The sequence below is a fragment of the Methanoculleus taiwanensis genome, assembly GCF_004102725.1.
GTDB lineage: Archaea > Halobacteriota > Methanomicrobia > Methanomicrobiales > Methanoculleaceae > Methanoculleus_A > Methanoculleus_A taiwanensis.
The window spans coordinates 610902-634385 of the sequence record NZ_LHQS01000002.1; the positions used below are offsets into that span (position 1 = coordinate 610902).

At 61.3% G+C, this 23484-nt stretch carries 29 protein-coding genes; 13 read left to right on the plus strand and 16 right to left on the minus strand.

Annotated features, from left to right (window positions below; genetic code table 11):
* Positions 1–32 precede the first annotated feature (32 nt).
* The 3 genes from ABH15_RS07830 to ABH15_RS07840 all read right to left on the minus strand — a co-directional run bounded on the left by ABH15_RS07830 (position 33) and on the right by ABH15_RS07840 (position 2023).
* Positions 33–857 carry a hypothetical protein gene (locus tag ABH15_RS07830; protein WP_128693801.1) on the minus strand — a complete coding sequence of 275 codons (825 nt, stop codon included), beginning with the start codon at positions 855–857 and terminating at the stop codon, positions 33–35.
* Positions 858–911: 54 nt separating this feature from the next.
* Positions 912–1619 (minus strand): PIN domain-containing protein, encoded by a 708-nt coding sequence (locus ABH15_RS07835; RefSeq protein ID WP_128693802.1) that lies wholly within the window; start codon positions 1617–1619, stop codon positions 912–914.
* A 65-nt stretch (positions 1620–1684) separates the two neighbouring features.
* Complete coding sequence (locus tag ABH15_RS07840) at positions 1685–2023, minus strand: type II toxin-antitoxin system PemK/MazF family toxin (protein ID WP_241648043.1); 339 nt, start codon at positions 2021–2023, stop codon at positions 1685–1687.
* Positions 2024–2131: 108 nt separating this feature from the next.
* Between ABH15_RS07840 and ABH15_RS07845 the strand changes: the two genes are divergently transcribed.
* On the plus strand, positions 2132–2728 hold the full coding sequence (locus ABH15_RS07845; protein WP_128693803.1) for a nitroreductase family protein: 597 nt from the start codon (positions 2132–2134) through the stop codon (positions 2726–2728).
* 139 nt (positions 2729–2867) lie between these two features.
* Entirely contained in the window at positions 2868–3386 is a 519-nt protein-coding gene (locus ABH15_RS07850) for a cupredoxin domain-containing protein (protein WP_241648044.1), read from the plus strand.
* A 34-nt stretch (positions 3387–3420) separates the two neighbouring features.
* On the opposite strand, the gene ABH15_RS07855 is transcribed toward ABH15_RS07850, so the two are convergent.
* On the minus strand, positions 3421–3885 hold the full coding sequence (locus ABH15_RS07855) for a GNAT family N-acetyltransferase (RefSeq protein WP_128693804.1): 465 nt from the start codon (positions 3883–3885) through the stop codon (positions 3421–3423).
* 123 nt (positions 3886–4008) lie between these two features.
* On the opposite strand from ABH15_RS07855, the gene ABH15_RS07860 reads away from it, so the two are divergent.
* Positions 4009–4695, plus strand: coding sequence for an alpha/beta hydrolase (locus tag ABH15_RS07860; protein ID WP_206633428.1), 687 nt, complete (start codon positions 4009–4011; stop codon positions 4693–4695).
* A 98-nt stretch (positions 4696–4793) separates the two neighbouring features.
* On the plus strand, positions 4794–5918 hold the full coding sequence (locus ABH15_RS07865; RefSeq protein ID WP_128693805.1) for an aminotransferase class I/II-fold pyridoxal phosphate-dependent enzyme: 1125 nt from the start codon (positions 4794–4796) through the stop codon (positions 5916–5918).
* 9 nt (positions 5919–5927) lie between these two features.
* On the opposite strand, the gene ABH15_RS07870 is transcribed toward ABH15_RS07865, so the two are convergent.
* The 5 genes from ABH15_RS07870 to ABH15_RS07890 all read right to left on the minus strand — a co-directional run bounded on the left by ABH15_RS07870 (position 5928) and on the right by ABH15_RS07890 (position 8211).
* A complete protein-coding gene (locus ABH15_RS07870; protein WP_128693806.1) occupies positions 5928–6617 on the minus strand; it encodes a glycerophosphodiester phosphodiesterase in 690 nt (229 codons plus the stop codon).
* Between the two features lie 107 nt (positions 6618–6724).
* On the minus strand, positions 6725–6919 hold the full coding sequence (locus tag ABH15_RS07875; RefSeq protein ID WP_128693807.1) for a hypothetical protein: 195 nt from the start codon (positions 6917–6919) through the stop codon (positions 6725–6727).
* 244 nt (positions 6920–7163) lie between these two features.
* The gene (locus tag ABH15_RS07880; RefSeq protein WP_128693808.1) at positions 7164–7397 is read right to left on the minus strand and encodes a DUF2795 domain-containing protein; all 234 of its coding nucleotides are present in this window, start codon (positions 7395–7397) and stop codon (positions 7164–7166) included.
* A gap of 236 nt (positions 7398–7633) precedes the next feature.
* The gene (locus ABH15_RS07885; RefSeq protein WP_128693809.1) at positions 7634–7888 is read right to left on the minus strand and encodes a DUF2795 domain-containing protein; all 255 of its coding nucleotides are present in this window, start codon (positions 7886–7888) and stop codon (positions 7634–7636) included.
* A gap of 35 nt (positions 7889–7923) precedes the next feature.
* Positions 7924–8211: a DUF2795 domain-containing protein gene (locus ABH15_RS07890; protein ID WP_128693810.1), complete on the minus strand. Its 288-nt coding sequence runs from the start codon at positions 8209–8211 to the stop codon at positions 7924–7926.
* A 206-nt stretch (positions 8212–8417) separates the two neighbouring features.
* Here ABH15_RS07890 and ABH15_RS07895 point away from each other — a divergent pair, with 206 nt between their 5' ends.
* The 3 genes from ABH15_RS07895 (at position 8418) to ABH15_RS07905 (ending at position 12719) form a co-directional block, all read left to right on the plus strand.
* Positions 8418–10619 carry a BMP family ABC transporter substrate-binding protein gene (locus ABH15_RS07895; RefSeq protein WP_164913671.1) on the plus strand — a complete coding sequence of 734 codons (2202 nt, stop codon included), beginning with the start codon at positions 8418–8420 and terminating at the stop codon, positions 10617–10619.
* A gap of 133 nt (positions 10620–10752) precedes the next feature.
* The gene (locus tag ABH15_RS07900) at positions 10753–11541 is read left to right on the plus strand and encodes an ABC transporter substrate-binding protein (RefSeq protein WP_128693812.1); all 789 of its coding nucleotides are present in this window, start codon (positions 10753–10755) and stop codon (positions 11539–11541) included.
* A 95-nt stretch (positions 11542–11636) separates the two neighbouring features.
* Complete coding sequence (locus ABH15_RS07905; RefSeq protein WP_128693813.1) at positions 11637–12719, plus strand: DMT family transporter; 1083 nt, start codon at positions 11637–11639, stop codon at positions 12717–12719.
* 16 nt (positions 12720–12735) lie between these two features.
* Here the strand turns inward: ABH15_RS07905 and ABH15_RS07910 are convergent, their stop codons facing one another.
* From ABH15_RS07910 to ABH15_RS07925, 4 genes are all read right to left on the minus strand, one after another.
* Positions 12736–13425: an amino acid ABC transporter permease gene (locus tag ABH15_RS07910; RefSeq protein WP_128693814.1), complete on the minus strand. Its 690-nt coding sequence runs from the start codon at positions 13423–13425 to the stop codon at positions 12736–12738.
* Positions 13426–13440: 15 nt separating this feature from the next.
* Positions 13441–14184 carry an amino acid ABC transporter ATP-binding protein gene (locus tag ABH15_RS07915; protein WP_128693815.1) on the minus strand — a complete coding sequence of 248 codons (744 nt, stop codon included), beginning with the start codon at positions 14182–14184 and terminating at the stop codon, positions 13441–13443.
* Positions 14185–14186: 2 nt separating this feature from the next.
* Entirely contained in the window at positions 14187–14864 is a 678-nt protein-coding gene (locus ABH15_RS07920; RefSeq protein WP_128693816.1) for an amino acid ABC transporter permease, read from the minus strand.
* Positions 14865–15026: 162 nt separating this feature from the next.
* Complete coding sequence (locus ABH15_RS07925) at positions 15027–15812, minus strand: basic amino acid ABC transporter substrate-binding protein (protein WP_128693817.1); 786 nt, start codon at positions 15810–15812, stop codon at positions 15027–15029.
* Positions 15813–15938: 126 nt separating this feature from the next.
* Here ABH15_RS07925 and ABH15_RS07930 point away from each other — a divergent pair, with 126 nt between their 5' ends.
* The 3 genes from ABH15_RS07930 to ABH15_RS07940 all read left to right on the plus strand — a co-directional run bounded on the left by ABH15_RS07930 (position 15939) and on the right by ABH15_RS07940 (position 18327).
* On the plus strand, positions 15939–16250 hold the full coding sequence (locus ABH15_RS07930) for a hypothetical protein (protein WP_128693818.1): 312 nt from the start codon (positions 15939–15941) through the stop codon (positions 16248–16250).
* A gap of 122 nt (positions 16251–16372) precedes the next feature.
* Positions 16373–17290: an aldolase gene (locus ABH15_RS07935; RefSeq protein ID WP_128693819.1), complete on the plus strand. Its 918-nt coding sequence runs from the start codon at positions 16373–16375 to the stop codon at positions 17288–17290.
* A gap of 2 nt (positions 17291–17292) precedes the next feature.
* Positions 17293–18327: a 6-phosphofructokinase gene (locus ABH15_RS07940; protein ID WP_128693820.1), complete on the plus strand. Its 1035-nt coding sequence runs from the start codon at positions 17293–17295 to the stop codon at positions 18325–18327.
* A gap of 47 nt (positions 18328–18374) precedes the next feature.
* On the opposite strand, the gene ABH15_RS07945 is transcribed toward ABH15_RS07940, so the two are convergent.
* Positions 18375–19013, minus strand: coding sequence for a DUF2284 domain-containing protein (locus ABH15_RS07945; protein WP_128693821.1), 639 nt, complete (start codon positions 19011–19013; stop codon positions 18375–18377).
* 287 nt (positions 19014–19300) lie between these two features.
* Between ABH15_RS07945 and ABH15_RS07950 the strand changes: the two genes are divergently transcribed.
* Positions 19301–21097 (plus strand): ABC transporter ATP-binding protein, encoded by a 1797-nt coding sequence (locus tag ABH15_RS07950; RefSeq protein ID WP_241648045.1) that lies wholly within the window; start codon positions 19301–19303, stop codon positions 21095–21097.
* A gap of 38 nt (positions 21098–21135) precedes the next feature.
* On the plus strand, positions 21136–21861 hold the full coding sequence (locus ABH15_RS07955; RefSeq protein WP_128693823.1) for a DUF5714 domain-containing protein: 726 nt from the start codon (positions 21136–21138) through the stop codon (positions 21859–21861).
* Positions 21862–21870: 9 nt separating this feature from the next.
* On the opposite strand, the gene ABH15_RS07960 is transcribed toward ABH15_RS07955, so the two are convergent.
* Positions 21871–22062: a hypothetical protein gene (locus ABH15_RS07960; protein ID WP_128693824.1), complete on the minus strand. Its 192-nt coding sequence runs from the start codon at positions 22060–22062 to the stop codon at positions 21871–21873.
* 156 nt (positions 22063–22218) lie between these two features.
* On the opposite strand from ABH15_RS07960, the gene ABH15_RS07965 reads away from it, so the two are divergent.
* The gene (locus tag ABH15_RS07965; RefSeq protein WP_128693825.1) at positions 22219–22917 is read left to right on the plus strand and encodes a metal-dependent hydrolase; all 699 of its coding nucleotides are present in this window, start codon (positions 22219–22221) and stop codon (positions 22915–22917) included.
* Here the strand turns inward: ABH15_RS07965 and ABH15_RS07970 are convergent.
* Complete coding sequence (locus ABH15_RS07970; RefSeq protein WP_128693826.1) at positions 22901–23479, minus strand: archaellin/type IV pilin N-terminal domain-containing protein; 579 nt, start codon at positions 23477–23479, stop codon at positions 22901–22903. The two genes, ABH15_RS07965 and ABH15_RS07970, sit on opposite strands and share 17 nt — an antisense overlap.
* Positions 23480–23484: the final 5 nt, after the last annotated feature.

Genomic DNA, 23484 nt, shown 5'->3' on the forward strand with positions numbered 1-23484 from the left:
GGGGCGGGCCGGGTGGCGGGTGGCGGTCTCCCCTACTGGGATGTGAGGTGTACCGTGACCCGGTACATCCCGGTCCCAACGATTCCCGCCCAGATCGGCAGCATTGCAACGAACGCCGTCTCACCGCCGATAACGGCCGAGAGAAACGCCCAGGAGAGCACGAGAACCTGCGCCGACTGCACCCTGATCGGAGAGAGCCGTTTCTGCGTCCGATCGCCTGTCGTGGTGACACTCTGTGATCTGCCGATCACCGCGAGATAGAGGAGCGACCCGAGGAGGAGTGCTCCGCCTGCTGCCGGGACGATAGGATCGACGGTTATGCCCGGCCCGCTGGCGGCAAAAAAGCCGGTTTCGAGCAACGCCAGAAGGGCGAACCCGGGCTGCAGGCGGTTCGGCCGGGAGAGGAGTCCGTCGAGGAGGAGTGCGGCGGCCATGGCCGCCCCCGCAAGCAGGTAGCCCTGCATGAGAGGCCATGCGGCGATAAGAAGCAGAACCACCGAATCGAGCACCTGCGTCGGGAGACCGGACGTCCGGTTCACCGTCCGCAGGAGAAGAACCGCGAAGAGTGCCGTGACCGGATCGGGAAGCGGGAAGAGAAGGAGCGCTCCTGCCATCAGTCCGGCCGAGACGAACGCAGCATACTCCTCGTCGGGATCGAGTTCCCGTCCGAGCGCCCAGGCCAGAAAGAAGGAAGCCGCTCCTGAAACGGCGGCGATGATGCTTCCCGGTATCGCCGCACCGGAAAGAAGGGTGACGATGACGCCTCCCGCCAGCACGGCAAGCGTCAGGAGTAGTATCGCCCGGTTTGTCGGGTAGTCGGGATCGATGGAGCGAGCGAGGGTGAACCGCGGCGGCATGGGATCGGTGAACTCCTCTCTTCCGGGAGCATGAATCTTCCGGCAGGAGCGGGATCAGCCTGTGGACTCGAATCGTTCCCCTTCGAGCCGCAAAAGCGCCTCTGAAGGTTCTTTTCCGACCTGTTCCAACGCAAAGGAGATGTTTCCGTCGATGGTGAGGGCATGCCCCGTAACTCTCCCGTACTCGGTGGTCAGGAAGGTGATGTGATTCCGGTAGGTTGCGTCACGGGTAATAAATATCAGGTCGTCCGCCGTATGGCCGAGGATCATCTCCCATATCAGCTCGTCGCCGATGGTATCCTTCTTCTCACTCTTCGGCGGATTTCCGAGGAGTTTCCGGCGGTGTGCACGCTCGACATGCTCTTCCGTCCTCCTGATGATCGTCACTCCGGGATCGTCGACGAGCCGGGAGAAGGCGGCATAGATTGGGTCTCCGGACGGATTGGCGATCATTCCCTCGATATCCGAGACGAGCGACTGGAGCGCAGAATCATACTCTTCGCCGATCCGGAGGAGCCGGGCGAAATCGGGCTGCTCGCGGACGACGAACGGTGGGTTCAGCTCCCCGATCTCCGTCTTCCGTATCTGGCGGGAGTGGACATCCAGGATCCTGTCCCGGTTCCTAAGGTACTCGTCGAAGACCAGATCGGGAAAGATGAGGTGAGGTTTGAGCGTCTCGATATCGCCGAAGATCTGCCCCGTATCCTCGTCCGACCAGTAGAGGCCGAGGAAGAGATTCGTATCGATAAAGACTTTCGTCATCGGTGATCCAACAGCATCCTGACACGATAAGCGTTTCCCGGATGCGGGAACCCGTGCCCGTCCGCCTATCGCCGGCCGGAGTGCCTGACGAGCGATGCTACCGCTGCAGAGACCTCGTCCGTGACCTTCCCTTTCTTTGCGATGACGGCGTTTCTCCGGATGACGATACGGTGCGCCGTTAAGATGTAACTCTCCTCGAACATATCAAGGCCGCCCCGGGCGAAGTCGTCGAGCGAGAGCGGGACAGAGGAGCCGTCGGGGGATGCTCTGCTCGAGATCGGGCAGACGACGAGAGAACCGTCGCTCGATGCCGTGATAACGACTGCAGGCCGGGTTTTTTTGGTCTCCGCTCCACCGAGACGGAGACTTGCTAGAATGACATCTCCGGGGGAGAACTGTCCCATCACGATATGAGTGGACGCCTGGAGAAATAAGAGAATTGATCTTCTTCCGGGAGCCTTGGTTGCTGAACGCATATATAGGATGAGCGCGAGGTTCCCGCCGATTGACCTATGGCTGCTATAACTGGTGAAGGAGATGCGGGTATCGTCTTTCGGACGATAGGCGAGCGGCGCAGTATCAGGGAGTACGACGAGCGGGAAGTCCCGGAGGAACTGATCCGCCGGATCATCGGTGCCGGCGTCCAGGCGCCGACGGGCCTCGGCGTTCAGCCCTGGAGGTTTACCGTTGTCAGGGATACGAAACTGATGCGGGAGGTCTCGGACTACTGCAAGGCGGCGATGATCGCGAACTTCGGGGAAACGACCGATGAGAATGTACAGCGTTTCCTCTCGTTCCTGCGGCAGAAGGAGTTCAATATCTTCTATAACGCACCGGTACTGATCCTCGTCCTCGGTGCTGTCGAGGATGAGATGAGCACCCTTGACTGCACGCTCTGTGCGGAGAATATGTTGCTCGCCGCCTGGTCGCTCGGTATCGGGAGCTGCTGGATCGGGTCGGCGGGCGTCGTCCAGGAGAACCCGGCTCTCCTGGAGCGACTGGCGGTGCCTGACGGGTATGCCGTTGTGGCGCCGCTGATCTTCGGGTATCCGGCGGATGTTCCGGCAAAGCCTGAGCGGCGGGAGCCGGATATCACCTGGGTCGGGTAGACCGGTTGCAGTCCGGGAGATCCCGTTCCGGGTGTTTCCTCTTCTTTTTCCGGTTTTCATCCTGCAGATCTTCCCCAAAAGAGGCCTCGTTGCATCGGGGGAAAAACACTATATGGCGCCTCTGCGGTAGGTAGCGTTCATGAGACCGATTGCCGTTCTCGTTATCGCACTCCTGGTGGCGGGCATAGCCGTGCTGGCCGCCGGCTGTACGACCCCCGGCGGAGATAACGCCACCACGCCGACCGAAACCGCTCCGATGACCGCCACCCCGACGGAGACGGAAACCCCCGCCACGACTGCAACCCCGACCACTGGGGAGAATGGTACCGTGACGACGACCCCGACGGAGAGTGCGACACCCGGCGAGGGGGGGAGCGTGACCGTCGATCTTAGTGCGGAAAACCTTGCCTTTAACACGAGCGCGATCACGGTGCCCGCCGGAGCGGAGGTGACGGTGAACTTCGAGAACCGTGATACGGTGCCGCACAACCTCGCCGTCTACCAGACCCCGGCTGCGAACGATCCCATCTTCGTCGGTGAGATCATCGATCAGGGCAGCACCACGTATACCTTCACCGCTCCGGAGGAGCCCGGTATCTACTTCTTCCGGTGCGACGTCCACCCGACGACCATGACCGGCGACTTCATCGTGCAGTGAGCGGGCTCCCTGCCCCTCTCTCTCTGCCGCCATATCAGGGTTCGAGGGTGAAATCGACCTCGAACATCACGTACCGCGCCTCCTGCATCCCTGCCGATCGGTATGCCCTCCGGGCGGTGAGGTTATCCGCATCGACGTAGAGCCGGAGGCCGACGACGTCTTCCCTCGCCCGTGCCTCGCCTTCGACCGCCCTGTAGATCCGGGAGAAGATGCCCCTCTGCCGCCAGTCTTTTCGCACATAGACGCTCTGGATCCACCAGAAAAAGCCGCAGCGCCAGTCGCTCCACTCGAATGTCACCATGCACTGCCCGACGATGCCGCCGTCCTCCTCGGCAACCAGGTAGAACCCTCTCGACGGGTCGTCGAGGACGGCCTCGACGCCTTTCCTCGCAAGCACGGGATCGAGCTCGCGCTCTTCGGTCTCCCATGCCGTAGCACGGTTGTTCTCTGCAAGGATCTCCGCATCGGTTGGGTTTGCCTCTCTGATCAGCAGCGTCATGACTGTACACGGGTCGAAGAAGGCTATGAGCGTTTCTGATTTGTCCCTCTCCCGTGCGCGGCGCCGGGTGGGAGAGCTCTGCCGCAAACCCCAAATACCGCCGGGCAGTAACATCCGTCCCCTATGAGCGGGATGGTCAGGGTTACCGTGGACGGGGAATCGCGAGAGGCGGCGGTACGGGGTGTTGAGAGGCGGCCTGCAGCATCCGGGCCGTATGATAGCGTGCATATCGAGACCAGCCGGGGGAGGGTCGACTGTCACTACTACGCAGCGAGCGGCGCGAAAAAAGGCGTGATCATGGTCGGCGGTGTCGGGGGCGGGTTCGATACCCCTGCCTGCGGACTCTACCCGAGACTCTGCGAAGACCTGCAGCGCCTCGGGATCAGCGCTCTCCGGGTGCGCTACCGCTACGCCACGAACCTCGCCGAGGCTGTCCTCGATACCGTCATCGCCATCCGGTTTCTGAAGGGTGAAGGAGCTCTGTCGATCGGGCTTATCGGCCACTCCCTCGGGGGTGCGGTCGTCGCGACGGCGGCTGCGAACGACGAGGCCGTGGATACGGTCGTCACGCTCTCGACGCAGAGTTACGGAATCGCTCCGGTCTCCCGCCTGAAGCCGAGCACTTCGGTTCTGGTGATCCACGGTGAGAAGGATGCAATCCTTCCGCCTGCGTCTTCGGTCTACGCCCATCAGCTTGCGCACGAGCCGAAGCGTCTGATTCTCTACGAAGGGGCAGGGCATATGCTCGACGAAGCGGCGGATGCCGTCTATCGTGAGGTGAAAGACTGGCTTGTCGAGAACCTTGGGTGATGCTCCCCGATGTTTCGACAGGCTCTTTCCGTGAGGTTAATGACCCAGTCTTGCTAAACCGCTTTAGCAGGAGGCCTCTCGTGGCTCCGGTGGTACCGATGAAACTACGTGATTTTAAGCTGGAACGGTTTCTCGCAGAGTACGAGTTTCGTGCGCCCTATATCCTCTGTGCGTCTGACTGCGAGACGGTCAGCGTTGCCGAGCTTCTGGAAGGGGAAGAAGGAGGTCGCGAAGCACTCATGAACCTGCGGCTCGGCTATGCGGAGCCGATGGGAAGCCCCGGGCTTCGGGAAGAGATTGCCGGACTCTACACGACGATCTCCCCGGAAGAGATCATCGCCTTCAACGGGGCATCCGAGGGGATTCTCGCGTACATGAACGTCGCTCTTTCGGCGGGCGATCACGTTGTCGTCCAGTCGCCGGCATACCAGTCGCTCTATGAAGTCGCCCGTTCGGTCGGCTGCGATGTGACGATGTGGCGGATGGAGGAGCGGGATGGCGCGTGGACGCTCGATCTCGATCTGCTGCAGGAGCAGATCCGGAGCACGACGAAGGCCGTCATCATCAACTCGCCCCACAACCCGACCGGCTACCAGATCCCGGAGAGTGACTTTCGGGCTATCGCGGAGATCGCCGCCGATCACGGGGCGATCGTCTTCTCCGACGAGGTCTATCGCTATCTCGAGCACCCGGGCACCGATCGTCTCCCCGCGATGGCCGACATTGCCGAAACCGGGATCTCGCTCGGGGTGATCTCAAAGGCCTTCGGCCTCGCGGGGCTTCGGACCGGCTGGATCGCCACGCACGACCGGGAACTCCTCCGGAAACTCTCGGCGTTCAAGGACTACTCGACGATCTGCAACAACGTGCCGGGCGAATTCTTCACGGCGCTGGCGCTCCGGCAGAAGGACGCACTGGTTACACGAAACCTCGGGTTCGTCGAGAGCAACCTATCCCTCCTCGAGAGGTTCTTCCGGGAGAACGGCGACCTCTTCGTCTGGTCGCACCCTTCCGCGGGTTCGACCGCCTTCCCGGCGCTCCTCTCCGGTGCGAGTGCTTTTGAGTTCTGCACCGACCTCGTCGACCGGCAGGGTGTGCTGCTGCTCCCCGGGACGGTCTTTGAGTACGACGACCGGCACTTCAGGATCGGCTATGGCCGGGTGGATATGCCCGAATCCCTCCGGCAGCTCGAACGTTACGTCGAAGCGCACCTCCGCGCCTGATCCGGATCTTCACGCTCCGCCGCGAACCTTCGCAAGGTCGCTCCGCGCCCGGCAGGGGTCGTCGCTCGCAAACCCGTCGGCGCCGAGCTCGTAGGCACGCCGGATATCCTCTGCACCGTTCAGCACCCAGGGGATCACCAGGAGATGCCGGTCGTGCGCCTCGCGGATGAGGTCTTCGGTGAGCAGATCGAACCGGGGGAGTATGGCGTCCGCCCCGAGCCGGACGGCATCCCGGACGGGGTCGTCGCGTTCTTCGGAGAAGATGAGCCCTGCACCGGCACCGGGGAGCAGTCTCTTCGCCGTCGCGACGCTCCGGTCGTGGAACGAGACGATGAAGAGATTCTCCGGCAGGTTCTCCAGCAGGATCGAAGCGACCACCTCCTCGATCCCCTGCTCCTTGATCTCGACGATGAGGCCGGTCGCTCCCGAGACCTGATCGAGCACCTCCCGGAGTGTCGGTATTCTCTCTCCCCTCCCGGCGTCGAGCTTCTGTACCTCTTCGATGGTGAAGTCTCGCACCGCTCCCGTCCCGCCGGTCGTCCGGTCGACGGTGGCGTCATGGATCACCACCGGGATGCCGTCCCGGCTCAGGTGGACGTCGATCTCAACGTAATCGGCACACGCCATGCCTCTCTGAACCGCAGCAAGGGTGTTCTCGGGTTCAAGGGCACGTGCACCACGGTGTCCGACAATGAACATACTTCCCCCCGGAGCCCGGAGCAGATATACCTTCCTTCCATCCGTGCCCTCAGCGGTATTTGCAGGGGAAAAAGCGGATGGGGCGAGGGTTCTCTGCGCCCAGAGCATCAGAGTTTCTTCTCGATCGCGATCATGATTGCGCCGGCGATGAGCAGCAGGATAATATCGTTGATGTAAGGGATGGAGGAGACGACCGACTGGATAAGGGACGTGATATGGAAGAAATCCTCGATCACCTTTAAAATGATGAATATAATGATGAGACCCCCGATGAGTTTTATAACGGGCGTGATATCTTTCATGTATGGGAGTAGGGAATCTTCGGTATTAAATCCTGTGCTTTGAGAATTTCCGAATCTAAGGGTTATTTGAGGAATACGTGCTTCCTTGAAGGCCGGGTGCGTTCCGCCTCCCGGAAAGAGCATCTCTGATTGGTGCGGAAAAAAGTGAAGGGCATATGCTCGCCCGGGAAAGCCGGGTCGTGATGTTTCGTGCCGGAGGGCTGCACCAACTCCTTCGCAGAGGGAACGTATCTGCCCGGCTACGTTACTCCTCCCGGAGCCGGTTGAACTCCGACTCCACGTCCTCGATCGTTCTGTACAACCGGTCGTCGAACCATTCGAGTACCCGGATCACGGCCGGTATCGCTCCGGTCTTCCGGGCTTTATTGATGAGCCGCTGCTTTGGTGCCGGGTAGTCGATCCCCTGAATATGCACCTCAAATGCCGGGAAGCTCAGGTTTTCTATCGGCACGGCGGCCGCCGGGCGCTCTTCTGCCATATCGTCGATCACCTCGCCACACCCCCGGGGGGTGCCGGGAGTGCAGGTTCTCAGACCCGGAAAATGGTTTCGGTACACGACTTCACGTTTCTGTTAAGCCGCCGTGGAGTCCCGGCTCAGTGGAAAAATAGGGAGTGTCTGTTTCTTCCATGTCCCGGGCTGCACCCCTCATATCCGGACGGGAACGATCGCATCGCTCTCTTCGCCTTGCCGGTGCCGCCGGGCTGGAAAAGAGATTATTTTGCCTTCCCAAACTCCTTGCTCACATCCGCAGCGGACTGGTACTGCCTGTCATCGAACTTCTGCAGCACCTCTATGACTGCATCCGGAGCGTCGTTCTTCCTGGCGTGGCTGATCAGATCGCCTTTCCCTGCCGGGTAGTCCATCCCGCCGAGGTACTTCTGGAACGCGGATGCACTCAGTTCCTCGACCGAAGCAGTTGCCGATGCCGCCGCCCGGCCGCCTTTTACCGATGGTCTCTCTTCTGCCATGCTTCTCATCTCCTCGTATCGGGCGGAGCGGGAGGTTATTTAACCTTCCCGAACTCCTTGCTCACATCTGCCGCGGACTGGTACTGCTGGTCGCTGAACTTCTGCAGTGCAGTGATGACCGAATCAGGCGCATTGTTCTTTTTGGCGTGGTTGATCAGGTCGTCCTTCCCTGCCGGATAGTCCATGCCGCCGAGGTACTTCTGGAGTGCGGATGCGCTCAGCTCCTCAAACGACCCTTCCGCATGGAGCGATGCCTGGCCACCCTTCAGGCCTCCGGCATGTCCGCCTTTTACCGATGGTCTCTCTTCTGCCACGTTTCTCATCTCCTTGCACCCGGTGGATGCGCCCCCCTACACCGGTTCAGCCCTCAAATACGTTACGGTCGATCCGGTTCTCTGCCGGGATATCTCAGGGACGCTCCTTGCAATAAGGGTTTGTCGCCCCGCTGCCCCGTATCCGGCGGCCGGAGATGAAACGAAGAAACCTTATTGGAACCGCTGCCGTACCAGTAACCATCTGCCGATCTCCCATGACTGCACGACCGCAACACCTCAAAACCGGCCTTCTCCCGGCCATCATGCTCTTCTGCATCATCGCTGCAGGGATCTCCTCTGCGGGATGCATCGCTATGACCGGCACCGATCCCGGCCCCGTCCGTATTGGCGTTCTGCTGCCGGAGAGCGGTTCTCTTGCCATGAACACGCTCGACGAACTCACCTGGGCGGCGGACGCGCTGAACCGGCAGGGCGGCATCGGCGGCCGCATGATCGAGTTCGTCTATCGGGACACTGGCACCGGCAATATCTCCGCATATGCGGAAGAACTGGCCGGACGCGATGATATCGATATCATCATCGGTCCTGCGACAAGCACGGAGCTCATGCGCATCGCTCCTCTCGTCACGGGCGAAGGTAAACTCCTTATCTCCCCGAGCGCCACATCGGGTGTCATCACGACCGATTACGAGGAGAACGACCGCCTCTGGAGAACCTGCGGTGCCGACGGCCAGCAGCTGAAGGCTATTTTCCGGATCCTTCGGGAGAACGGCGCCCGGAACGTCTCGCTTATCGCCGCAAACGCGACCTATGGAGAGACGTTTGCGCGGCTTGCCCCGGCAACGGCCGCTATGAACGGAATCCGGCTCACCGGGACGGTATTCGTCGATGCGTCGGATGACTTTGCAGGGATTGCCCTGCGCATCGGGGAAGAGGCGCCCGATACAGTCGTCGCTGCCGTATACCCCGAAGAGGCGGTCAGGATCGCGGATGCGCTGCACGCTGCGGGCTCGTCTGCCGACCTCTTCCTGACCGATGCCGGTCGGTCGCCGCACCTGCTTGGGAGCCTGGGCGAGCGGGCGGAGGGGATCCGGGGGACGTCGCTCTCTTCAGATCCCTCGACCGGATATGCAATCGCCTATGAGGAGATCTTCGGGGAGCTGCCGCCGCCGTTTGCCGCACAGACGTACGACGCCCTCCTCCTCGCCGTCTACACCACGGCGCGACAGGAGGCTGCTCCGGCCGAATCGCTTGCCGAATCTCTCCGATGGGTCGTCTCCGGCGACGGCATCACCAAAGGCTGGGACTCCCAGGAAGCGAGCGAGGCCGTGGCGATGATCCGTGCGGGCGCCCGTCCGCTCGTCACCGGTGCCTCCGGCCCGCTCCGGTTCGCCGAAAAGCCCTCTGCAGGCCCGCTCGTCGGATACTATACCTGCTGGGCAATCGAAGGCGGCGTCTTCTGCGAGAGCACTCCGGTTCCCTCGGCGGACGTAGACCCGGCTCTTCCCGGCCTCTCGTACGATCCGGTCTCCGGCAATTCCGGGGGCTGCAGGACGGTGATCTGGATGGTCTACCCGCTGGTGAAAGGCGACCGGTCGTTCGCCGACTCGGCATACCGGGGTCTTTTCCGTGCACAGGAGTCGAACTCTTTCATCAAAAGGGAATGCACCTACGACGATCTGCCGCTCCTCGATACCGTATTCTCTGCACGGAACTTCACCGAGAAACCCGACCTCGTAATAACCGAGGGGTTCCAGTTCACCGATGCTTCCCGGGCGTGGGCGGAGGCAAACCCCGATATCCGTTTCTTCACCCTCGAGCAGGCGGACTTTCGCCTCCCGAATACGTGCGATGTCGTGATGGTCCCGTACGGGGCGTCATACCTCGGGGGCGTGATGGCGGCCAATATCACGGCGACGGGCAGGATCGGTGCGATTGCCGGTGCGCCCGTCTCCGTCATCGCTCCGTTCGTCGAAGGGTTCCGTGCAGGATCGGAGGCGTACGACCCGTCGGTGAACGTCACGGTGCGCTACGTCGGCGAGAGTTTCGAGGGGTTCGGCATGCCGGAGCGTGCGGGTGCGATCGCCCGGGAGCTCCGTAGCGAGGGCGTCGACGTCATCCTGATGATCGCCGGCGCCTCGAACACCGGGATCGCCGATGCCGCCCGGGAGACCGGGGACGTCTACCTCGTCGGTGAGGATACCGATCAGTCCTACCTCGCCCCCAACCTCGTCGTCGCGTCCGTGGTGAAGCAGATCGATGTGGTCGTCCGCCACGCAGTGGAGGGGGAACTCAATGGGAGGTTCACGCCGGGGCAGGAGGTCTGGACGCTCGAGAACGGCGGCACCGGACTTTTCATCTCCCCACGGTTTGGGGGGTATGCATGGGTCGCCGCCGACTGGCGGGAACGGGCAATCGCCGCGGAGAACGACTACCTGAAAACAGCGGCACTCTGAACCGGACGGATGAAGCCCCGCTGGGGTAGGAATGGGAGGTTTTAGCACTGATCCGGTGGAAACAGCCTTCTATCGCCATAATCCCGGGGCGGATTCCAAAGATATTTATTTTCCTCTCATCCATTGTATTTCCATGGAAAGGAAAGGATTGTTCATTCTGCTGGCAGCCATCACCGTGTTTGCGGTGCTGTTTGCCGGCTGTACCGGGACGGAGACCCCGACGACGACCGATACGGGAGCCAAACAGGCGTACGTCATCGGTATCGATGCCGAGTACCCGAACTTCACCTACATCGACAAGGACGGCAACGCCGTCGGGTTCGACGTCGACTCCGCAAAGTGGATCGCCGAGCAGCAGGGCATCGACGTGACGTTCCAGGCGGTCGCATGGGACTCGATCATCCCCGCGCTCCAGGCGAACAAGATCGACATGGTCTACGCAGGCATGACCATCACCGACGAGCGGAAAGAGAAGGTTAACTTCAGCACTCCCTACTGGACGATCAACCAGGACGTCGCGGCACGTAACGGCTCGAGCGTCACGCTCGATGATGTGCTCGCCGGCAATGCGACGGTAGGCACCCAGCGTGGCTGCACCGCCGCAATCTGGATCGAGGAGAACCTGATCGAGACCGGCAAGATGCCGGCGGAGAACTTAAAGCAGTACGACAACACGCCGCTCGCGGTCAACGACCTCGAGGCGGGCAGGGTCGACGCGGTCATGTACGACGACCTGGTGCTGAAGGACATCATCGCCGGCAAACCCGTCTCGATCATCGGATCCGTCGAGACGAACGAACAGTTCGGGATCGCAATCCGCAAGACCGACACGGAACTCCTCGAGACGATGAACGAGGGGCTTGCAAAACTGATGGCCGATCCCTACTGGGAAGAGCTCCAGACGAAGTACAACATGGCGTAACCTTCCGGCACTGAGCCGGAAATGCGAAAGGGCGGTTCCCTATCAGGCACCCCCTCTCTCTTCTCTTTACTCTCTGCCGGTCTTTTTGGGATACCATGCATTCACACGACAACAGACCGATAGCAGCTGCTCTTCTGGCTGCTGCGCTCATCGGCCTCGCCGCACCTCTTGCGAAGCTGCTGCTCGGAGAAGTCGATCCGATAACGCTGGCGGCCCTGCTCTATCTCGGCAGCGGCCTTGGCGTCTTCCTGATCGGCGGCGTTCAGGCGGCCCGCGGGAGAGACCGGCGGCATACCGAGGCACCTCTCCGGCGTGGCGATCTCCCCTGGCTTTTCGGGGTGATCATCTCGGGCGGCGTCGTGGCTCCGGTTCTGCTTATGGTCAGCCTCGAAAGCGTGCCTGCGGCAACGGCGGCAGTGCTGCTGAACTTCGAGGCCGTGGCGACCACCCTGATCGCCGCACTCATCTTTGCCGAACCGGTCGGCCGCCGGATCTGGGCGGCGATGGCATGCATCACCCTCTCCTGTGTGGTGCTCTCATGGGATCCGGGCGCCGTGCTCGGTTTTTCCCTCCCTGCGCTCGGGATCCTCGCCACCTGCGTTCTCTGGGCGCTCGACAACAACCTCGGCCAGAGGCTCTCCGGCCGGGATCCTTTCCAGGTGATCGCCGTCAAGGGGATCGCTGCCGCCGCGATCACCCTCGCCCTGGCGTTCATGCTCGGGGAGAGGCTGCCTGACCTGACGACCGCATCGGTTGCCATGCTCTTTGGGTTTGTGAGCTACGGCGGGCTTGTGAGCGTGCTTTTTCTCCTCGCGCTCCGGGGGATGGGGACGGCACGGGCAGGGTCCCTCCTTGCAATCGCCCCGCTCTTCGGCGTGATCTTCTCGTTCGCCGTTTTTCCCGAGCTTCCGGAGATCCTCTTATTCGCTGCTGCGCCCCTTATGGCGCTCGGCGTCTGGCTGCTCTGCTCCGAAAACCACGTGCACCTGCATCATCATCCGGCACTGGTGCACGAACACCGGCACCGGCACGACGATCGCCACCACGACCATGCACACGCTCCCGGGGACCCTCCGCTCACGCCGGCGGGCGATCACTCCCATAGCCACCGGCACGATCCGCTCGAGCACGATCACCCGCACCGGCCCGATATCCATCACCGGCACACGCACCGGTGAAAAAAAGAACGGCGTTCTAGAGCTGCAGGGCGGAGCTCTCCCGCCGGGTCATGCCGGGAACGGCGAGCTGTTTTTCAAGCAGGTTCACGGCGACCGTCGTGATCGTCACAAGGCCGAGATAGACGATACCGACGATCATGAAACTCTCGGTATACGCAAAATACTTGGTTGCGACGAGTTTTCCCGCACCGGAGAGCTCGATCACCGTCAGCATGTACGCGAGGGACGAGTACTTGATCAGGTAGATGAACTCGTTCGATAAGCCCGGAATGGCTCTTATGAGCGCCTGCGGGAGGACGATATTCCGGATCGCCTGCATCCGCGTCATTCCGAGCGCCTGTGCCGCGACCATCTGCCCGTCTTTGATCGAGAGGATCGCACCCCGGATGTACTCCGAGTTGTACGCGCCGTTGCAGAGGATGAATCCGATCACCGATGCGGTGAACGCAGAGAACGTGATCCCGATCGACGGGAGACCGAAGTAGAGGATGATGAGCAGCAGCAGCAGGGGGGTTCCCTTGATCAGGTAGACGAAGACCTTGCAGACCGGGGAGAGGATGCTCCCTCCGTACTGCCTTCCCACCGCAACCCCGATCCCGAGCAGGAGGCCGAACGGTGCGGAGAACGCGATGAGCTGCAACGTGACGATGAGCCCGCTCATCAGTGCCGGGAGGAGGATCTCGGTGAGGAAGGTTATCTGATCCATGCTTTCTGTTCCTTATCAGTCGGCGAGCTGGCCGAGGAAGTTCCTGGTCCGGGTATACTGCGGGTCGGAGAGCAGCATCTCCGGCGATCCCTGTTCTGCGATGAGACCGTTCTCCATGAAGAGGATCTCTGTCGCCACCGAACAGGCAAAGCCCATCTCGTGCGTGACCACAAGCATCGTCATTCCCTGCTGCGCGAGTTTCTTCATCACTTCGAGCACCTCCCGCGTCAGCTCCGGGTCGAGCGCCGAGGTGGGTTCGTCGAAGAGGATGACGTCCGGGTCCATGGCGAGCGCACGGGCGATCGAGACACGCTGCGCCTGGCCTCCGGAAAGTTCGGCGGGATAGTGGTCGGCCCAGTCCTCCATCCCGACCTGGCGGAGTTCGTAGAGCGCCTTTTCGCGTGCCTCTTCCTTGCCCATCCCCTTCACCTTCAGGAGTGCAACCTCGACGTTCCGGACCGCGGTGAGGTGGTCGAAGAGGAAGAAGTTCTGGAAGACCATCCCGATCTTCTGGCGGAAGTGGTTGATCCGCGCCCCGGAGTTCGTGACCTCCTCGCCGTGCAGCCAGACCCTTCCTTTGTCGGGAAGGGTCAGCTGGTTGATGCACCGCAGCAGAGTGCTCTTCCCGGTTCCGGAAGGGCCGATGAAGACTTTGGTGTCCCCTTTCCTGACATTGAACGAAACGCCGCGGAGAACCTCGTTGTTCCCGAAAGACTTGTGAATGTCCTCCACGTTCAGAATGTAGTTGTTCGTGTTCATCGTTACACCGCTCCGGACCCGAAGCCCGGTATTGCTATTCTCTTCTCCAGCCGGTGCAGAATTCTCATGCCGCCGTAGTTGAGGAGTATGAAGACCCCGGCGGTTGCTATGTAGATCGGCATCGTTACATGGGTCTGCGAGACGATCTGCGATGCCCGGGTGAGGAGCTCCGCAACCCCGATGGCATAGCAGATCGCGGAGTCGGTCAGGATGTTCGGGTACTCGTTCGACCACCCGGGAAGGGCGATTCGCACCGACTGCGGCAGGATGATCGAGCGGATAGCGGTCAGCCTGCTCATCCCGAGCGAGCGTGCCGCGATCATCTGCCCTTCGCTGATCGACTGGATGGCTCCCCGGAAGATCTGCGACTGGTAGGCGGCTCCACGAAGGCCGAGCACCACCGCGCCGACGACGAACGCCGGGAGGTCATCGAGTCCGAGAGCCGGGAAGATGCCGAAGTAGAAGAGGAAGAGGAGGACGAGGATAGGGAGCCCTCTGAAGAACCAGACGTAGATGCCGATGACCCATCGCAGCGGGCGCGAGCCGTAGACCTGCCCGAGCGCCATCGGAAGTCCCATGGCGACCCCAAGCCCGAGTGCACTCAGGACAAGTCCCAGCGTCACCAGGACGCCACCGAGGAGATACGGAGCCCAGTCGATGAGTATTGGCAAAATATCCATGTGTGGTATCCCTGAAAGAGCGTTACCTCCCCTCCTTCCCGGCACCGAAGGTGCATGGGGGTGGGCAGGTATCGATTGATTAACTAACAATTCCGGTGGAAAGGAAATAAAATTTGTTAATTTCATTTCCTTCCCTTTAAAAAGGGTTGAGCGAATGCTCGTCTACATATCCCAGGTGGTCTTGAGCTCCTCCCAGTAGGGATCGGCCATCAGTTTTGTGAGCCCCTCGTTCATCGTTTCGAGGAGTTCCGTGTCGGTCTTGCGGATGGCGATGCCGTAGACCTCGCCGGTGTCGATCTCGCCGATGATATGCGCCGGCTTGTCTGCGATGGCGTCGAGCATCGGGGGCTTGTCATAGATGGCGGCGTCAATCCGCTTGTTCTGCAGGTCGGCGGCAACGAGCGGGAAGCTGTCGTAGAGCTTTAAGTTCTCCGACGGCATCTTGCCGGAGTCGATCAGGTTCTCCTCGACCCAGATCTGGCCGGTTGTTCCGCGCTGAGCGCCGACGATCAGGGTGCCGGCGTAGAAGTTGTCCATGGTGACCGCTGTGTCGTTATGGATCGCCACGGTCTGGTTCACCTGCCAGTAGGGGATGCTGAAGTTGACCTTCTCTTTCCGCTCGTCGGTGATGGTCATCCCGGAGTAGACCATATCGATCTTCCCTGCCTGGAGTGCGGGGATGATGCCGTCCCATGCCGTCGGCTGGAATTTCACCTCGAAGCCCTGCTGCTCGGCGATCCACTTTGCGGAGTCGACATCAAAGCCGATCGCGTTGCCGTCCTTGTCGAGGTACGAGTAGGGTGGATACTCGGCATCGATACCGATGATGTACGTCTGTTTGGCTCCCGTGTCGGTCGTTGTCGGGGTTTCTGTTCCGGTACAGCCGGCAATCCCGACGACCAGCATGAGGATGCACGCACAGAGTGCACCTAAAACCTTCCTTTCCATAACAGGAACATATCTGGAATCAGATATTTAGGTCTTATGACTTGAAGTTCCGAAAAAAACCTCTCTTTGCTCCCAAAAAACGCTGTACATAAATCGTTTCCCGGCATACCTGCTACGGGACGAGCAATGCTGAAGAAAACGTATATCAAAAGGTTCGGTATCATCTCGGTTGCAAAGTTCACGGCGGTGCTCGCGGCGATGTACGGCGTGGTCATCGGGCTTCTCGCTGCGGTCGGGGCGGGTGGAAAGACGGCGTGGCTCGGTGCACCAGGCTATGGGGCTATCGGGACGATTGGCTTTTCCGTCGGGGTCGTCGTGCTGGTTGTTCTTGCCATGGCTCTCCTCGGGTTCGTCACCGGTGCAGTCCTCGCCTTCATCTATAACATCGCCTCGAGGGCGACGGGCGGTATCGAGATCGATCTCGATGTAACGGAATAATGATACCCGGCCGCACCTCTCTTTTACCGCATTTCGGGATCCCCCGTGTATACTGCCGCTTCTCCCTCACCGCTCTCTGCCGGTGAGCAACACTTAAGTAGATGGGAGCGAGGAGTGGGGGTATGCCAGCAGAATCCGAGATCATCATTCCCCTCGATGTGCCGAAGGAGGCAGCCGAGACCTACCGGGAGAATTACCGGAGAATGACCCACGGGACCGGGAACCTGATGCTCTTTGCCGGAGACCAGAAGATCGAGCATCTCAACGCCGATTTCTACGGGGAAGGAATATCCCCCGACGACGCCGGGCCGGAGCATCTCTTCCGCATCGCCAAACATGCACGGATCGGTGTATTTGCGACCCAGCTTGGATTGATCGCCCGTTATGGCAGCGACTATGCGGATCTGCCCTACCTCGTCAAGCTCAACTCCAAGACCGACCTCGTCAAGACCGCTCAGCGCGATCCGCTGAGCTCGGAACTACACCACGTCCAGCAGGCCATCGATCTTCGCGACCGGGCGGGTCTCGATATCATGGGTGTCGGATACACTGTCTACCTCGGCAGCGATTACGAGGCCGTGATGCTCTACCAGGCGGCGCAGATCGTTCACCGGGCTCATCAGCACGGCCTCCTTACCGTGCTCTGGATGTACCCCCGCGGAAAAGCGGTTCCGAATGAGAAGGATCCGCACCTGATCGCCGGAGCGGCGGGAGTGGCGGCGGCGCTCGGCACCGACTTCGCGAAGGTGAACGCCCCGCAGCGGGACGGCGTTGCCGACTCGAGGCTCCTCAAAGAGGCGACGCTTGCTTCCGGGCGGACGAAAGTCGTCTGTGCAGGAGGTTCCCGCACGGACGCGAAATCGTTCCTGCAGCAGCTCCACGACCAGATCCACCTCGGCGGTGCGGCGGGGAACGCGACCGGACGGAACATCCACCAGCTCGGTCTCGACGAAGCGGTCCGAATGTGCAACGCGATCTCCGCCATCACGCTCGACGATGCAAGCGTCGATACGGCGCTCGCGATCTACCAGGGGCGGTAGCAATGGCGACGATAGGCGTACTGACCGGTGGGGGCGACTGTCCGGGGCTGAACGCCGTCATCAGGGCGGTCGTCAGGACGGGCATCAAATACGGCTACGATACGCTCGGGATCCGTGACGGCTGGGCGGGGCTCGTCGAGGGCAACGTCGAACCGCTCACCGACTACTCGGTGACCGGCATCCTCCCGAAAGGCGGTACGATCCTCGGCACGTCGCGGACGAATCCCTTCAAGAAAGATGCGGATCTCCAGCGCCTCAAGGACAATATCAGAAAGTTTGGTATCGACGCGATCGTTGCGATCGGGGGCGAAGATACCCTCGGGGTGGCATCGAAACTCTCCGGTATGGGCATACCGGTCGTCGGTGTCCCGAAGACGATCGACAACGACGTCTCCGGGACGGACTATACCTTCGGCTTCGATACGGCCGTCGCCATCGTGACCGAAGCCATCGACCGCCTGCACACGACTGCCGAGTCGCACCACCGGATCATGGTGGTTGAGGTGATGGGGCGGCACGCCGGGTGGATTGCGACGATGTCGGGGATCGCCGGGGGTGCAGACGAGATCCTCATCCCCGAGGTGCCGTTCGACCTTGATGAGGTCTGCAAACACCTCCGGGCACGCTACGAGAGCGGGAAACTCTTCAGCATCGTCGTCGTGGCCGAAGGGGCAAAACCGAGCGGTGGTGAAGGGGTCATCACCCAGTCCGAGAAGACGGATGCGTTCGGGCACGCCCGGCTCGGCGGAGTCGGGAATTACCTTCGCGAGGAGCTTGAAGAGCGGCTCGGCATGGAGACCCGGGTGACCGTTCTCGGCCACGTCCAGCGGGGAGGGTCTCCGACGGCGCACGACCGCGTTCTCGCCACCCGGTTCGGCGTCAAAGCGGTCGAGCTGATCCGGGAGAAGAACTACGGGAAGATGGCCGCCCTGTGTGGGGACGCCATCGTGGCGGTACCGATAGAGGAGGCGGTCGCCACGCTAAAGACCGTCGATATGGATCTCTACGACCTCTCTAAGATCTTCTTTGGGGGATGAACTCCCCCCTTTCCGGTCTTTTGCGGTGCCGTCGAGCCGGGTATTCATCAGTCGATCAGGAGGAGCGCCATCGGCTCCGGATGTTCCGTGCAGGGGAATGTGATCGGCATCCCGGCGAGCTCCGCGGTCTTCTTCATATTGATCCCGACGGCATGCTCGGGCATCCGGGCCATTGTCGGATGGACGCAGAGGCCTCCTTTTACATTGCAGGTCTCGCAGAGCCGGCATGAACCATTGACGAGAGCAAGCGCCAGCGTGTATCCGGCATTGAACGCGGCCTTCTCGAGTTCCAGCATGACCGGCAGGATCTCACGGCTTCCGGAGAAGTAATCCTTCCAGAACTGCTCCGCCTTCTCCTTCTTTTCCTGAGGAGAATCCGGATCCAGCCAGTACTTGTAGATCGAACGTACGACGTCGGGATCAACCTCCGCATCCGACCGGAACTTTACCAGCAGGACGTACCGGTACTCCCCCAGGATCTTCCGGAATTCATCCGGCGTCGGGACATACGGCGGGCATGTCAGCTTTTTGCCATAGGTGACGCACCCTGATCTGCACTTGAGAGGGACGCGGTTCTCCACAATCACATCGCACGCCGGAATAATCCGGGCATCCTTTGCACCCAGCGTGAAGGCGGTCTGCCGGATGAACTCGAATTCATTGGTTTCATTCGTGTCGAAGGTCATTATGATCAGTCCGTCCGTCTCGAAGATTCTATCGTATCATTATTCCTCGCCCTCCGGCAAATAATCTCTCTGCCGGCGACCCGTTCTTCACTGATCCTGAATAATCACTTTTTGCCGTGCCGTCACCACAGGGCTTAATACCTTCAGGAGACTGTTAGCCTCTTCTGGAGGAAACTGTTCTGGCCGACATACGGAACTCCGGGTTTTTCAGGCGCTCCCGCCACGGGCTCTCGTTCGTCAGGGAGATACTCCGCTCTCCCGACGGGGGGAACCAGGGGCTTCGAGCCGTGGATCTCGCATTCTTCCTCCGCTATGCCCGGCCGATCTGGAAGGTTGGCCTTCTCGCCCTCCTTGCCACGGTCGTCGTCGCGGGCTTAAAGACGCTCATTCCGCTCTCAAGCAAGTTCTTCATCGATACCATTCTCCCCGGCGGTGCCGGAACCGGAGGTGGGGGTATGCTCTCGTCGCTGCTCCCGGAGGGTCTCTCCGCACCCGTATCGCTTGCCCTCGGGTCGCTTACCGGGCTCGCGGTAGCCCTGCTCCTGGTCGGCATCGTTACGGGCGGCGTGGACGTCGTCCGGAACTACCTCATCGCCCAGTTCCGGGAGCGGTTCTCGTTCAACCTCCAGACCGATCTCTTCGACCACGTCCTCCGGTTCCCGCTCTCCTACTTCAAAACGCAGCAGACCGGGTATGTGATGTCGCGGATCTCCGACGATGTGCAGATCCTGCAGTACATCTTCTCCCAGTTTCTGCCGAATATGATCTCGAACACGCTCTACGTAGTCTTCTCCTTCATCATTCTCTTCAGCCTGAGCTCCCGGCTGACGGTGGTCGTGATCGCTTTCGTCCCGCTCTTTCTGCTGGTGAACGCGCTCTTCATCAGCCGCATCAGGGCGGTGACCTACCGCGAGCGGGAACGGCAGGCATACGTCCTGCGCGATCTCGCCGAGGTGCTCGCCGGCATCGATACCGTCAAGACCTATGCGGCGGAAGACCGCGAGGTCGGCAGGATCTCCCGCACCTTGCAGAGCGTCATCAATACCCGGATCCGGAATACCATGCTCGGGGCCTTCTCCGAGTACGTCCGGCTTACGGTTCAGTTTCTCATGCTCATCGCAGTCTTCTGGTTCGGCGGAACCGAAGTGCTCGCGGGACGGATGACGCCCGGGGATTTCGTAGCGTTCATCGTCTACATCGCAACCTTTGCGGCAACGGTGAACACGTTCTTCTCGTTCCCGGTCGTGCTCCAGCCAGCCCTCACGTCCGCAGGAAGGCTCCGGGAGATCTTCGGCCTCGCTCCCGAGTACGAGCGGGACGAACTCCTTACTCCCGGGAGTGTCGAGGGGCGGATCGCCTTCTCGAATGTGACCTTTGCGTATACCGAAGGCGCACCGGTGCTCAAAAACGTCAGTTTCACCGTTCAACCGGGCGATGTGGTCGCCGTCGTCGGCAGAACCGGCGCCGGGAAGACCACGCTTGCCAACCTGCTCCTGAAGGCCGCCGCGCCGCAGTCGGGAACCATCACCCTTGACTCCTGCGATCTCGACCTCATCGATCCACGGTGGCTGCGCCGCCGGATCGCGATCGTCTCGCAGGATCTCTTCCTCTTCCACACGACGATCGAGGATAATATCCGCTACAGCAGACCGGAGGCCACGAGGGACGAGGTTATCGAGGCGGCGAAGAAAGCCCGTATCCATGATGATATCACGCGTTTTCCGGGCGGCTACGAGACCGTCGTCGGAGAGCGGGGCACCCGGCTCTCGGTCGGCCAGCGGCAGCGGATCGCCATCGCCCGGGCGTTCCTCAAGGATGCACCGATCCTCATCCTCGACGAGCCCACCTCTGCCCTTGACCGGGAGACCGAGCGCGAACTGCAGGAGACGCTGCGGACGCTCGTGCGCCGCCGCACGACGATCATCATATCGCACCGCCTCTCGCTGCTCTCGATCGCAGACCGGGTGCTCTCGGTTGAGGACGGGCTCGTGCGTGAGGTAAAGCCCGGCAGCCTTCGTGCCGGTGATGCGATCGGCGGCGGCGCTCCGGAACGCGGAGCACCGGCAGCCGCGTATAACCTCTGAAAATACTATTTATATGGGTGCGTGAGCCAGGTACATGCATGGAACATACCACGGGCTGCCTGGTCTGCGGCCGGGATCTCGTGTACCTCGACGGACCGCGCCGGGTAACGTGCACCTACTGCGGTGAGACGGAGGATGCCGAGGTCATCTGTCCGGAGGGGCACTTCATCTGCGATCGCTGCCACAGTCTCTCCGCGCTCGACCTGATCGAACGGTACTGCGAGAGGACGACCGATACTGATCCGCTCGCGATCGCCTGCACGCTGATGCAAAGTCCGGCGGTCAGGATGCACGGGCCCGAACACCACTTTCTGGTTCCTGCCGTCCTCCTTGCGGCATACTACAACCATACCGGCGAGCCGGAGATGAAGGCGAAGATGCTTCCGATCGCGAAAAATCGGGCGGAAGCGGTGAAAGGCGGCTTCTGCGGGACGCATGGGACATGCGGGGGCGCCGTTGGAACCGGTATCTTCATAAGCCTGATCACCGGCGCAACGCCGGTGAAGCAGAAGGAATGGTCGCTTGCGAACCAGATGACCGCACGGAGCCTGATGCTGATTGCCCGGCACGGGGGGCCACGGTGCTGCAAGCGGAACTCCTGGCTTGCGATAACGGCGGCAGTCACGTTCCTTTCGGAGCGGTTCGGTATCGATCTTCCGGTCCGGACGACAGTCCGGTGTTCATTCTCCGCGATCAACCGCGAGTGTCTCGGCGAGGCCTGCCCGTTTAATCCGGCCGCGGCACGGGCAGCTAAAGAGGGGTGATCCGGCCGGTCACTCGACCGGAAACCCGGCTTTTCGCGCGACAAACGCGATCGCGTAGTACGCAACGACGACTCCGGCAAAGGTCGCCGCAAGAGAGGTGAGGTTGCCCGGCCAGACCGCCGATGCCCACGAACCGAAGGCAAAACCGATGAGCACCGAGAGAAAGAGGACGATGATGGTTATTCTATCTGAGAACGGCATTCTGTATCCCGGACAGATGGTAGATCGCCTGAGGCTAATAGCCTTCCCTTCTCTTGTGCAGGGCTGATTGCGGCAGCGGATCGAGCTCTCTGCAGACCTCTCCACCAGAGCCTCCATCTCAACATTTTTCCATCTCCCCGGACGAGAAGTACTCCGATGTTTCTTGCGTGCCACCTCTTTGTCGGCGTGCTGATCGGCCTTCTGCTTGCCGATCGTTTTCGGGATCGGAGGCTTCTTCCCATCGCCGCCGCTGGCGCGCTCCTCCCCGATCTCATCGACAAACCGCTTGGCCACCTGCTGCTCGCCGACTCGATCGACGACGGACGGATCTACATGCACGGGCTCTTCATCGTTCTCTTTCTCCTCCTTGCAGGGATTCTGCTCTGGCGAAAGAGGCATTCTTTTGTTCTCCTCGCCCTCGCGCTCGGCATCCTCTCGCACCAGATCCTCGACGCGATGTGGGAGGTTCCCGTCAGCTGGTTCTATCCGCTCTTTGGGCCCTACCAGGCGGGCGACTTCCCCGACTTCTTTGCATTCGCCCTCTGGAGCGAGCTTGCCTCTCTCTCCGAGTGGGTCTTTGCCGCAGTCTCCGCCGTCCTTCTGGTGCTCGCCTACCGGGATGTGGTGGAGCGCCGCCTCGGGTCACGACCGGTTGTCGCCGCCCGGAGTGCAGTTCCCCTGCTCGCTCCGCTTCTTGCGGGGCTCGGATCCGCCGCAATGCTCCTCCTCATGACCGGAAGCACGAGTGAGGTGTTCATGGTCGGCGAGACTCCGGAGACGAACCTCCTCCTTATGGCCGTCGGTTTCGGCGGGGCGGTGCTGCTCCGGCGGCGCCCTGCTACGGTATGCGAGTGACGGGATCGATGGCGGCGGGGAGGTGCCTCTCCACCCGGAGAGCGCCGGCGCCGGCAGGCTTTATCTCGACGGTAAACTCACCGTTGGCGACGAGGTCGCTGACGAATAACGGCGCGACGTAGATCTGGAACTCCTCGCCCGGTTCGAGCATGCTGTCACCATCGTCGTTGAAGGTCTCTCCGACGCTCCACTTGCTGGAACCGATGGGCGGGATCGTATGCATCAACGGGACTTCCTGCGTCAGGTCACGTTTATGGTTCCGGCTGAGGAACCGGACGGCTGCCGTGCTGATATCGACGGCTCCCCCTCCCGCGGCGAGGCCGACCGGGATGCAGATCCTCTGCACATGGACGCCATCCTGGCTGAATCCGTAGATCGATCCCGTGGCCTTCAGGCTCGAGCTCGCCTGCTGCACCTCGTCGTGCACGACCTGCTGGGTATTCTGGATGGCGATAAACCCGGTGCCGAGCACCATATAGGAGAAGACGGATGCGACGACGACAAACGCGATGAGGATGATGGCGGCCTCAAGCCCGGTGAAGCCATCATCCCTATCGCACATCCCAT